The following is a 12,677-nucleotide window of genomic DNA, read 5'->3' on the forward strand; positions in this document are numbered from 1 at the left end:
ATCTCCCCCACCTCCCCCATCTGCTCCCAAAATTGCCACAGCTCCTCAACCCAGACCTATTCCCAGCATCACACCTCCAAAATCAGAGGAGGCGATTGACCAACTTGAACAAAAAGTGCGGTTTGATGTTGTTCCTAACTCACAAGCACCGATTAGCAGAACTGAAGTGCTCACCTATCAGCATGAGCTAGAGAATCTTATTGGTAGAGTCGAGAGTGCCAATTTAGCAGCACTGGCTCTTTCTGAAAATCCTAACAATCCAGCGTTAGCAAAGACGCAACAGGCACAGGTAGCATCAACAAGACCTGGGGTAGCAGTTCCTACCACAGAACAAGCTTTAGATGCTGCTCGTGAAGTTGTGAAAAACCTGCCCGACTTGATTGCAGAAAAAAACTATGCTCAGGCTCGTCAGCAATGGTTGATAGCAAGAGGGAATTTGTGGAACCAATTTCCTCTGAATAAGAGGTTAGCTCAACCAGAAATCAGGGCAATGTGGCTTGATCGAGGAACGATTATCCGTGCGGGGAACGAGCAGGGACTGGCTCAGATTTTTGATCGCATAGCGCAAGCCGGGATTAATACCATATTTTTTGAAACGGTTAATGCTGGCTACACCATTTATCCCAGCAAGATTACACCCCAGCAAAACCCTTTAGTTAGTGGTTGGGATCCACTAGCATCTGGTGTTAAGTTAGCTCATGAGCGGGGTATAGAATTGCACGCTTGGGTTTGGGCTTTTGCCGCTGGTAATCAACGTCACAATCAACTCCTCAATATAAATCCTAATTACCCAGGACCAGTACTTGCGGCTCATCCGGATTGGGCTGGCTATGATAATCGCGGTCAAATGATTCCTTCTGGACAGAGTAAACCATTCTTTGATCCAGCGAATCCTCAAGTACGGCAGTACTTGCTCAGCTTGTATGAGGAAATTGTCAGTCGCTATGACGTGGATGGTTTACAACTAGACTACATTCGCTATCCCTTCCAAGATCCAGGTGCTAACCGGACTTACGGTTATGGGAAGGCGGCTAGAGAGCAGTTTCAACAACTGACTGGCACAGATCCAGCGAAGATTTCTCCAAAGCAACAGCAACTGTGGCAAAAGTGGACAGAATTTCGTACTCAGCAAATTGATAGCTTTGTTGCTCAAGTGTCACAACAACTGCGACAAAAGCGACCGAACTTGATTTTATCAGCTGCTGTATTTCCCCTTCCAGAACAAGAACGCATTCAAAAGCTACAGCAGCACTGGGAAGTTTGGGCAAGGCGCGGTGATATCGATTTAATTGTGCCTATGACTTATGCCCAAGATACCCCGCGCTTTGAGCGACTGGCACAACCTTGGATAACAACTTCTACACAACTGGGTTCTTCCCTGGTGGTACCAGGAATTCGCCTACTTTCTTTGCAAACAGTCGGAGCATTCGATCAAATTCAACTAGTTAGAGACTTGCCTGTTGCTGGTTATGCTTTGTTTGCTGCACAAAATTTCACCAATGACCTCAACCAAGTTTTTAGTAATACTCAAGGTAGCGCTCAACGCGCACAAAAAGAACCTATTCCCCACCGCCAACCTTTTCAAACTGCTTGGGTTCGTTACACTGCTTTACAACGTGAGTGGAAGTTGGCACAGCAAAATAACAAGCTACGAATAACTTCCACAACGCTTTCAAGTTTTAATTCTCAAGCAGAAGTTGTGCAAAGTGCTTTAAATCAGCTGGCTATTAACCCAGACAATAGTAAGTTGGCAACAGCAAGAACATCGCTTTTAACCTTACAGTCTCGATTTAGAGAGTGGATGCGTCTACAAGCGTTGGAAAATCCATATCAAGTCAGAGTTTGGGAAAACCGTCTTGCCACGATAGAGAAGTTGTTGCGTTATGGAGAACGGGTACAGTTGCACCGCTAGGGAGTTAAGTAAGGTGAGCATTGCAATGCCTACCCTACTTAACTTCTTGAGTGAAGCGTATTGGTTCACCAAGAAGCAGTGCACTGGCTTGCCTCTGTTAATATATATGAAGCAGAAATATAGTATAAATCCTCACTTTTTTAAGGGAATATACGCAAGATCTTAGCGATAGACAAGGTAAAAATGAAAATACACCAGGACTTACGCACGAACAACGTAACTATAGTCCGCAGCGACGTTCGGGAAGCATAAGCCAAAGCATTGCGTGTGCAAATGCGACGAGTGCGTCTGTTGTTCGCGTAGCCGTGGCCGTACCCACTACGAGATACACCAGCGCTACCTCCTTCTGAGTTGTTTCCTGTTCAATACATAACTTAATAGATAGAAAACTATTTTGTGCTAAGAGATTCTTGCAAACATTTATGCACACCTTTGCTCAATTGATTTCACTGCCATCATTAGATTCTGCAATTGACTTTTTTCCCCTAACTGTTGCACCTGAAACACTTTTATCAGATGTCATTGCTCTGATGAAGAAGCATCAACGGCAAACAAGGTGTGTGTTGATAGTTGAGAATTTGCAGATAGTAGGGTGGTTTACAGAGCATGATGCATTACACCTTCTATTCTCAGACGTCAACCTACAGACTGCCAAAGTGTCTGAAGTCATGAGAACTTCGGTACCAACACTAAAATATTCTGAGATTCCTAGTGTAGTATTTATACTGTCATTTTTACGGCAATATAATTTGTTTTGTGTACCACTCATTGATGAGCAAGGTCAACTCGTTGGATTATGCACTTATGAGACGATTTGTCAAGTCATAGAACAACAGGCGCGGGACATTGTATCAAATTCGTCTCATTGCTGCACGTTTAAGAGCTGCGAAGATATTACCGAGCAAAAAAGAACTACTGAGACATTGTGTGAGAGTGAGGAGCAATTCCGCAAACTGGCAGATGAGTTACCAATACTCATTTGGATGAAGGATGCTAATGGCTTGAACACATTTGTCAATCAATCCTGTGTAGAATTTACAGGACGTCCTTTGGAAGAGTTGCTAGGTGAAGGTTGTGTAGAAGGAATTCATCCTGAAGATAAACAGCACTGTTGGGATACATACCAAGCAGCATTCAAAAACCATCAACGTTTCCAGTATACCTGTCGTTATTTGCGTCCAGATGAAGAGTGTCGTTCGCTGATCAACATAGGCGTTCCAAGATTTGCGTCTGATGGCAGCTTTGTTGGTTACATTGGCTGCTCTATAGATATTACTGAACATGTAGAGACAGAAGCAGCATTACAACAGGCACAGGCAGAACTAAAGCAGGTCAACGCAGAGTTAGAAACGCGAGTTGAGGAACGAACAAGGGCTGTCAAAGAAATGAATCGGCAGCTGATTTTTGAAATGACTGATCGCCTGTATGCAGAAGAGCAACTGCGCCAATCGCAGCAAATGTTGCAGTTGATCATGGACAACATCCCCCAAGGTATTTTCTGGAAAAATACAGCTTCCGTGTACTTAGGTTGTAATCGCATCTTTGCCAAAATGTTTGGTTTTGAGAGTGCAGAAAATGTTGTGGGCAAGACTGACTATGATTTAGTCGTGAACGAACAGGAGGCAGATTTCTACTGCGAATCTGATCACAGAGTGATGCAGACTGATACGCCCGAATATGACATTATCTTTCGCCACATCCGAAAGAATGGCAAACAAGCTTGGCTGGAGGCGAGTAAAATCCCACTTCATGATCATGAAGGGAATGTCGTGGGGGTTCTTGGTACTTTTGAAGACATTACTGAGCGCAAACAAGCAGAAGAAAATTTACAACTGCGCGATCGCGCGATCGCCGCTAGCAGTAATGGCATCATCATTGCTGATGTCACAATGCCAGGCTCGCCGATCATATATGCTAACTCAGCATTGGAGGAAATCACTGGTTATTCTGTAGAGGAGGTCATTGGGAAAAACTACAGTTTTCTCCACGATTATGATATCGATCAACCGGGTATGACCGAGTTACACGATGCCATTGCCCAAGGAAAAAGTTGCACCGTAGTTTTACGTAACTACCGCAAATATGGTACACTCTTCTGGAATGAAGTCAGTATTTCCCCGGTTTATGATAATCATGGTCAATTTACTCATTACATTAGTATTCAAAGTGATATCACAGAACGCAAGCAGGCAGAGGTGGCGCTCTTAGTTTCGCAAGAGCGGTTGCAATATTTACTTTCTTCTAGTCCTGGTGTGATTTATAGCAGCAAGATCCACAGCGAGCATAGCATTACGTTTATGAGCGCAAACGTTATCGCGACACTGGGGTATGAAGCACAGGAATTTACTGCCTCTTCCAGGTTTTGGGCTAGTCATATTCACCCAGAAGACTTACAGCAGGCGCTTGTAGCGGTGTCAAAAGTTCTTGAGCAAGGGCACAATAGTCACGAGTACCGCTTTTTGCACAAGGATGGCACATATCGCTGGATGTACGATCAAGCAAAGCTCGTGCAGGATAACGCTGGTGATGCATTGGAAATTGTCGGTTACTGGCTGGACATCACAGAACGTAAGCAACTAGAAGAGGAATTAAAAGCTTCGCTGCATAAAGAAAAAGAACTGAATGAACTGAAATCTCGCTTTGTCTCAATGACTTCCCATGAATTTCGTACGCCGCTGAGCACTATTCTTTCTTCATCAGAGTTGTTAGAACACTACCGCCATAAATGGACTGAGGAAAAACAACTGTCTCACCTGCATCGCATTCAAACTTCAGTCAAGCGTATGACTGATATGTTAAACAATGTCTTAGTGATTGGGAAAGTGGAGGCAGGAAAATTAGATTTTAGACCTGTGCCCTTTGATTTAGTTGAATACTGCCATTATCTCGTGGAAGAATTACAACTGAATGTCAATAATCAACATGCAATCAACTTTAGTAGTCAATCTGATTCCATGCCATGCTGTATGGATGAAAAATTGCTAGGGCATATTCTTGGTAATTTACTCTCGAATGCAATTAAGTATTCTCCAACGGGTACTACTGTCAGATTTACTCTGACGTTTCATCATGCCCGAGCAGTCTTTACAATTCAAGACCAAGGAATAGGTATTCCACCAGCAGACTTACCTCACCTGTTTGATTCTTTTCACAGAGCTACAAATGTAGGTAACATCCAAGGCACGGGGCTAGGACTAGCAATTGTAAAAAACTGCGTGGAAACCCATCATGGTGAAATTACGGTAAAAAGTGAAATTGGGCTGGGAACTATATTTACTGTAACTCTGCCGTTAAACAATTACGTTCCATCAGAGGCAAGCCATGACCAAAATTTTAGTCATTGAAGACGAAAAACTAGTACGAGAAAACATTATAGATTTATTAGCCGCAGAAGATTTTGATACTATTGCTGCTGCCAATGGACGCGTTGGATTAGATTTAGCAGTTTCTCAAATTCCTGATTTAATTTTATGCGACTTAATGATGCCAGAAGTTGATGGTTATGGTGTCTTGACGACATTACGTGAAGAACCAGTCACAGCAAGTATTCCATTTATTTTTCTCACAGCAAAATCTGCTAGGGCTGACTTTCGTCAAGGGATGGATTTAGGTGCTGATGACTATCTGACGAAACCATTTACTCGTACTGAACTATTAAATGCGATCACAAGCCGCTTAGCGAAGAAAGCAACTTTGGCAAAGCAAGTCTCTACCAAATTTGACGCCCAGACTTTCTCTCCCAAAGTACAGATGATGGAAATGTATTTGCGTCGTGCTATAGAACGGGAGGAGTTTGAGCAATTTCTGGTTTACTACCAACCTATAGTCGATATTCATTCTGGTCAAATTATCGGTGCTGAAAGTTTATTACGTTGGCAGCATCCAGAATTAGGAATGGTTACTCCCACAGAACTGATTCCTTTAGCAGAATCAACTGGTTTAATTCTCCCTATTAGTGATTGGGTATTAAATAAAGTTTGTAAACAAATAAAAAATTGGCATAATCAAGGATTCACAGACTTACGCGTAGCAGTTAACGTATCGGGAAATCAATTAAAGCAACCTAACTTTAGTCAAAAAATTATTCATCTTTTATTGGCAAATAATTTAGTTCCAGATAGCTTAGTGTTAGAGTTAACAGAAAACATCATTATGCCAGATATCAATCAAGCGATTTCTACTATGAACGAAATCCACTCTTTTGGAGTCAAAATTGCGATTGATGATTTTGGTGCCGGATATTCTTCTTTGATTTACTTGAAGCAATTACCGATTCATACCTTAAAAATTGATCGATATTTTATTCAATGTATTGCTAATGATTCACAGAAAGCAGTCATTACAACGGCATTGATTCAAATGGCGCATAATCTTAACCTTCATATAGTTGCTGAAGGTGTGGAAACGGAACAAGAACTTGCTTTTTTGCGTCAACATAAATGTGATGCAATACAAGGGTTTTTCTTTAGCCATCCATTACCAGCAAGAGAATTTGAAAAAATATTATTTGCTAACAAACGGTTGAATCTGTCAAACGTATAATATTTGTTAGTCAATGTCAATCACGCATTATCAATTATCAATTATCAATTGGAGATAGAAATGATCGTTAGAAAAACAATTGATAATTGACAATTGATATTTTAATCAGCCATGTCAAAAACTACTAAGAACCAAGTAAAGTGCGGTAAATAGTAGTCAATTAAATCAAAAAAACTCTCTAACTTTCAATAATTAATCTTTATTGAATATGTATAAAATTTTGGTCATAGAAGATGAGACAAATGTCAGACAGAATCTTTTGGAATTACTAACCTATGAGGATTTTGATGTCATTGCTGCAGAAAATGGTCAGCTTGGTGTGAAGTTAGCTCAAAAAGAAATCCCCGACTTGATTATTTGTGATGTCATGATGCCAGAACTAGATGGTTATGGCGTTTTAAAAACATTACGTCAACAATCTATAACAGCAACGATTCCGTTGATTTTTTTAACAGCTAAAACTGAGAAAACTTACTTACGCCAAGGGATGGAATTGGGAGCTGATGACTATTTAACAAAGCCTTTTACCCGCGCAGAACTCATCGCTGCAATTTCTTCCCGATTAAAAAAACAAGTTGCTATTCGTCAGCAATCACAAAGAAGGCTGGATGATTTGCGTAGTAGTATTACCATGTCTCTTCCTCACGAAATGAGAACACCACTAAACGGTATTTTGGGTTTTTCAGAACTTTTAATGAAAGAAGCCGATACCCTTTCTCGGCATGAAATTTTTGAGATGGCAGAAGGTCTTCATAAATCGGGAAAACGCTTACACAGGTTAGTTCAGAACTTCTTGTTATACACAGAACTCGAAATGATATCAACAGACCCACAACGCATGAAAAACTTGGAAAGCCATAAAACTGTTTTCCCTTCAATGGCGTTGGAAAAATTAATTACCGAAAAAGCTCAACAAGCAGGACGTTATACAGATTTCCAAGTCAATTTACAAAGCCCTTGTTGTGTACAAATTTGCGAAACAAGACTTTCTAAAATTTTTGAAGAATTAATTGATAATGCCTTTAAGTTTTCAATATCAGGAACACAAGTTTATCTAAAAAGCACTGCAGTTACCAATCAACTGATTATCTCACTTAGCAACTACGGACGAGGTATGACAGCCGCTCAAATTGCTGAATTGGGAGCATACCGACAATTTGAGCGCCAACTCTATGAACAACAAGGTTCAGGTTTGGGTTTAATCATCGCTAAACGTATAGTTGAGTTATACGGAGGGGAACTGCGTATTCACAGTAAGCTAGGAGAAAAAACGGTTATCCAAGTCGTGCTTCCGTGTATTTGAGCCTACTCAAAGTCGTACCCACCGTTGAATATTTTAGTCTTTTTGCGCTGGTATATTTATTGGTTCTCAGGAGTTTTGCACTTTTATAACTCCTAACCTCTCATTTTAGGGGGTCATGTCCCCAATTCATTAAAGAGTAACGCCAGTGAGTATGCTCAATATCACCATCAGGTTGCTGAGCTGAATGACGATGGATATAACTAATGACTTTTTTCATGTGTGAAATCTCATCATCAGTGTAGTCATCTTTTTTATTTTGTAGTAGTTCGACAATATGCCTACCGGATTTATGTCCGATAGATTCATCATCTCCTTCTTTTTGTCCAACCGATTTTGACTCCTTAGTTTCTAGCCAAGATTTAAGTTCCTTTGCTGTCATATTAACTGAGGAGTAAAACTCGTCAATCACTGATTTGACATCTTTACTCATAACGTTCATGACTCCTCGATTTTCTCTAAAGAATCAGGTTTATGAACTGCCTCTTTTCCAGTTTTGTCACTTTTAACCAAGTACTCTGGGTTATCTTTTGAGGCGGCGACATGATGTCCTTTAATCTGTGTAGGTGAGGTGAGTTTCTTTTCCACTTCACCTGTGGTTTCACCTTGCGATGTATTCCACTTCACTTTGTCGCCTTTTTTCAACTCGTCAGTCACGGGTTTTTTCCTGCTTGATGTTTTCCACCCGTTAATTATGTTTGGACTATCAGAAGAATTAATCTTTCTATTGACATAAAAAGTGGTAAATTCCTCTGTTGAAAGGGCTACCCCGTACCAGATATCTGCGTTGCAAAAATGTGTTCTCGGTTTGGTCTGTTGTTACCGCTGGCGGCGTTACTGTGGGAACCTGTCCAGTAAATCGTGTTATTCAAACGGTGCATAATTGACTAAATATGAACTGGTGTTACTGCATATGAAACAAAGTTGCTCCGTGCGACTAAAAGCCTCGCGGAGCAACAACAGTTTAGAATCCTCGTTTTTCACAACGAGTAGAAATCAACCTATCAGTAGATGCGCCTTATCTACCACAACATTAATGACATGATGACTGATGGGAAGGCTATCAATTACCATACCTAGACATAACAACATCATGTATGAGATGGAATAGAGAAATAATCCTTTGGCTAAATTACGGTCTTCTGGATTGTGCAGTAATTGCCAAGCTTTGTAAATAAAAACTGCTCCCAAGGTAACAGCAATGACTCCGTAAATCATTCCACTGATTTGCAAAGGATAAATCAATGAAAATGTTGCTGCTACTGTAACTAGGGTGTATAACCAAATCTGTCGCACCGTAGGCGTAGTTCCTGCAATGACGGGTAACATTGGGACGCCAACTTTTGCGTAATCATCCCGAATCATCAAAGCAAGAGACCAGAAGTGAGGCGGTGTCCACAAAAAGACAATCGCAAATACTACCCATGCTCCCCAGCTTAACGTACCAGTGACAGCAGCCCAACCTACCAAAGCCGGAACTGCGCCTGCTGCTCCACCAATAACGATATTTTGAGTGCTATGTCGCTTGAGAAAGTGCGTATAAATCAGGACATAAAATACAATCCCTGACATTGCTAGCAGTGCAGCTAGTAAGTTGGCAAATACGTAAAGCAATGTAAAGGAAATGACAGCTAAAGCACTAGCAAAAATCAGAGCATCGCGCGACTGTATTTTACCTGAAGGCAGAGGGCGATGACGTGTGCGCTCCATTTCATAATCGATATCTCGGTCGTAGACACAGTTAATCGTCTGGGCACTTGCAGCTGCCAAAGTACCACCAGTAAGTGTAACGAGTAACAACAGTGGGTCTACTTCTCCCTTAGCTGCAATCCACATACTTCCAGCAGTGGTAATAAGTAGCAAAGGGATAATTCTAGGCTTCGTCAGCTGGTAGTAGCTTTGAATAACCTGTAGAAATGTTTGATGGTGGCGAGAGACATTAGTCTCAATCATTTTGGCACTATTTCCTTTTTTTCAAACCTAAATAACTGTTCACTACGGCTGGTACTGTTGACTGTTCAGTGGGTTATTCTCTTGCTGTGTTTGCGTTGATAGTCACGTTGTTAGCATTGAGCCCACGCTTATGAACCCAGTCGCGCAGTGCAAGAACTGTGAAACACACTAAAGTACCAAGCAAAGCTGCTCCTACTGCTTGGTGAGAGACAGTCAGTGGTTCGACCTGAAGATGTAACCGAAAAGTGGCAACTCCTATCAGGAGCTGTACAATAAGCAATCCACCAGCGATATTTGCTAGTCGTCGTAATGCAGGATGCAGTGCTGGTGTTCGCCATGAAAGAAATACCACTGCCAATGTTGCCACTGTTGGAGGCACTATGCCAGCGATATGACTGTACATCACAGTACAAAGTTGGGATGTGCCAAAGCATTGGTGTAGTGCCCAACGAGAGCCGACTAAAGCACCTAGTAGACTTTGTAGATAAACCAAAATAGCTGCTGTTAAACCTACCCAAGGCAAGTTACCTACAGTTCCAGTTGGCTGGTAAGGGGTAAGTGCAGTACCGATGACTAGTAAGGTTGTGAAAAATAACAGCGCTGTTCCTAAGTGAGCGGTTACAATATCAAACCGCAAAAGTTCAGTAACCGTGAGTCCGCCCAAGACTCCTTGGAAAACGATTAAAAATAGCGCGAATGTGGATGCCCAAGGCAGCCATCTGGGTAAAGAGCGACGAGACCACCAGGACATTCCAACGAGTGCGATCGCGCTGACACCAATTAACGCCGCATCCAACCTATGAAACCACTCCAAGAAAACCTGGAAATTCATTTGCTTGGTTGGCACCAGTTCCCCGTAACACAAGGGCCAATCAGGGCAAGCAAGTCCAGCATTCATCACACGGGTGGCACTGCCTATTGCCATCAAAATCAAAGTGGCTATACACATTCTCCACACCAAGCGACGAATTCGTTCCTGTGGAACCTGCGGCGGCGCAGTCGTGATGTTTTGTTGTTCTAGAACAAATTCGCTCATGTAAAGATACCTTTTGCCGCTCTTTTTGATTCTGTCTACGTTTCAACCATTTGTCAGTACCGATCCATCTCCCACCCTAGCGTACAACTAAGGTTCGAGACTGGCTCTCACTATACTGTGAATCACCATAGCTACTTTTTGCCTGAAGCTTTAGGGAATTTTTAAGTTGTGAGCAGGCACACTCAAAGGCGTACCACCCGCTACAAATGAAAGAAACAGCTTTTTCACGCCCTTCGGGTTCGCCAGTCGCCTACGGAGGGAAACCCTCCTGCAGCGCTGGTCTCACCAGATACCAAGTGAGGGAGACCCTCATCAAGTACTGGCTCCCCTACACCCTTATACCCTTACACCCCTACACCCCTATGTTTTTTGAGACGATTGCGAAGAACTTAGAACCAGAATTCACCGAAATTAAGCCAGAGTGTGAAAGCCCTGGGAAGGTGAGTTTTTTCTGGTTTGGCATTGATTCATGCTAACCAGTTATAAAATTTTTTCCCGAATCGACATCCACCACTCGACACATCCGAGAAACAGATTCTGTTCAAGATCCCAAAAATCAGCCTAAAAATTAATAAAATTTTCATGCGTTCCCCCAACATATCTCTTAGGCTGGACTAGTGTAGTAAGTGAGTAAACTGCTCAGTCAAATATAGTAAAGCCGTTAACTCAAAAAAACCGTGAAAATCCCAAGTTCCATCTGGACGTTACTTATAGGCATCGGGCTGACCCTAGTCAGCCTCTGGTACGGTCAAAATCATGGTCTACTACCAACAGCAGCTTCTGACGAAGCCCCGTTAGTAGACGGTTTGTTCAACACAATGATGACCGTCTCCGTAGGTATATTTGTGCTCGTAGAAGGTGTTTTAATTTACTCTGCTATCAGATATCGTCGGCGTGCTGGTGATAATGCAGATGGTCCGCCAGTACATGGCAATGTACCACTAGAAATCCTTTGGACAGCGATCCCAACAGTTATTGTTATTGGCATTTCTGTTTACAGCTTCGACGTTTACAACGAAATGGGCGGCTTCAGCCCCCATGCCATCCATGAAGCCCCAATGACGTCACAAGTCATGAACATGCCTGGGGCAGCGATCGCCGCAACTTTAAGCGATACTCCCCCCAGCACAGAACCTAACCTAAATCAGGAAAAATCTGATGAAGCAATGCAAGACCCTGCGACAGCAGCAGTCCGCAATGCTGACCAAATTCCTCAAAAGCGGAATGCCCCTGGTGTAGGAAGTGTTGCTCCTAGCCTTGGACCTACACCTGAAAATGAAGGAAAACCACCTGCATTTGTGGTGAATGTCACGGGTTTGCAGTACGCCTGGATTTTTACCTACCCTGACACTGAAGTCACTTCTGGTGAACTGCACGTTCCCATCGGGCGCGAAGTGCAATTGAATATGACAGCGAACGATGTTATCCATGCCTTCTGGGTACCAGAGTTTCGCTTGAAGCAGGATGTGATCCCCGGTCGGCAAAGTGAGATTCGTTTTACACCCAACAAAGAAGGTGATTATACGCTCATCTGTGCCGAACTGTGTGGTCCTTACCACGGTGCGATGAGGACACAAGTTGTTGTTCAAAAGCCAGAAGAATTTGAACAGTGGATCCAAGAACAGGAAGTTGCTAGCGCTGATGAACTCAAGCAAGCAGTTGCTGTTAATCCGGCTGTCCTAACCCCAGATGAATTTCTCGCTCCTCATACCAGCCATATGGGAATTCATCCAGAAATGCTACATCAAATTCACCATTAGTCATTAGTAATTAGCAATTGACTCCTGACTTCTCAATATGGTTCGGATAAGATCAGAACGCCTGTGGCGACCCCCTTTCCAAAGGCGTAAATAAATAAAATAGCCCCCCTTTCCAAGGGGAGCCAGCGCGTTGGGGAGCCAGTACTTGATGAGGGTTTCCCTCACTTGGTATCT

The 12,677-nt window shown here is 42.6% G+C and carries 9 protein-coding genes; 5 read left to right on the forward strand and 4 right to left on the reverse strand.

Annotated elements, in window-relative coordinates; genetic code table 11:
- The 4 genes from DP116_RS21580 to DP116_RS21595 all read left to right on the forward strand — a co-directional run.
- Positions 1-1,912: glycoside hydrolase family 10-like protein (locus DP116_RS21580; RefSeq protein WP_169157122.1), on the forward strand; the 1,912-nt coding region annotated here is incomplete at its 5' end.
- 422 nt (positions 1,913-2,334) lie between these two features.
- Positions 2,335-5,256, forward strand: coding sequence for a PAS domain S-box protein (locus DP116_RS21585; protein WP_169157123.1), 2,922 nt, complete (start codon positions 2,335-2,337; stop codon positions 5,254-5,256).
- Positions 5,234-6,454 (forward strand): EAL domain-containing response regulator, encoded by a 1,221-nt coding sequence (locus tag DP116_RS21590; protein ID WP_169157124.1) that lies wholly within the window; start codon positions 5,234-5,236, stop codon positions 6,452-6,454. The genes DP116_RS21585 and DP116_RS21590 overlap by 23 nt, the downstream gene beginning before the upstream one ends.
- Positions 6,455-6,662: 208 nt before the next feature.
- Entirely contained in the window at positions 6,663-7,757 is a 1,095-nt protein-coding gene (locus DP116_RS21595; RefSeq protein ID WP_169157125.1) for a hybrid sensor histidine kinase/response regulator, read from the forward strand.
- 100 nt (positions 7,758-7,857) lie between these two features.
- Here DP116_RS21595 and DP116_RS21600 read toward each other — a convergent pair whose 3' ends face one another.
- The 4 genes from DP116_RS21600 to DP116_RS21615 all read right to left on the reverse strand — a co-directional run bounded on the left by DP116_RS21600 (position 7,858) and on the right by DP116_RS21615 (position 10,743).
- Positions 7,858-8,187, reverse strand: coding sequence for a DUF3140 domain-containing protein (locus tag DP116_RS21600; RefSeq protein WP_169157126.1), 330 nt, complete (start codon positions 8,185-8,187; stop codon positions 7,858-7,860).
- Positions 8,188-8,192: 5 nt separating this feature from the next.
- Positions 8,193-8,411, reverse strand: coding sequence for an HVA1 family protein (locus tag DP116_RS21605; protein ID WP_169157127.1), 219 nt, complete (start codon positions 8,409-8,411; stop codon positions 8,193-8,195).
- A 339-nt stretch (positions 8,412-8,750) separates the two neighbouring features.
- The gene (locus DP116_RS21610; RefSeq protein ID WP_169157128.1) at positions 8,751-9,707 is read right to left on the reverse strand and encodes a heme o synthase; all 957 of its coding nucleotides are present in this window, start codon (positions 9,705-9,707) and stop codon (positions 8,751-8,753) included.
- 73 nt (positions 9,708-9,780) lie between these two features.
- The gene (locus tag DP116_RS21615; RefSeq protein ID WP_169157129.1) at positions 9,781-10,743 is read right to left on the reverse strand and encodes a COX15/CtaA family protein; all 963 of its coding nucleotides are present in this window, start codon (positions 10,741-10,743) and stop codon (positions 9,781-9,783) included.
- 677 nt (positions 10,744-11,420) lie between these two features.
- Between DP116_RS21615 and DP116_RS21620 the strand changes: the two genes are divergently transcribed.
- Positions 11,421-12,503, forward strand: coding sequence for a cytochrome c oxidase subunit II transmembrane domain-containing protein (locus DP116_RS21620; protein ID WP_169157130.1), 1,083 nt, complete (start codon positions 11,421-11,423; stop codon positions 12,501-12,503).
- The last annotated feature ends 174 nt before the right edge of the window (positions 12,504-12,677 follow it).

Origin of the sequence: Brasilonema bromeliae SPC951 (assembly GCF_012912135.1) — a bacterium.
GTDB lineage: Bacteria > Cyanobacteriota > Cyanobacteriia > Cyanobacteriales > Nostocaceae > Brasilonema > Brasilonema bromeliae.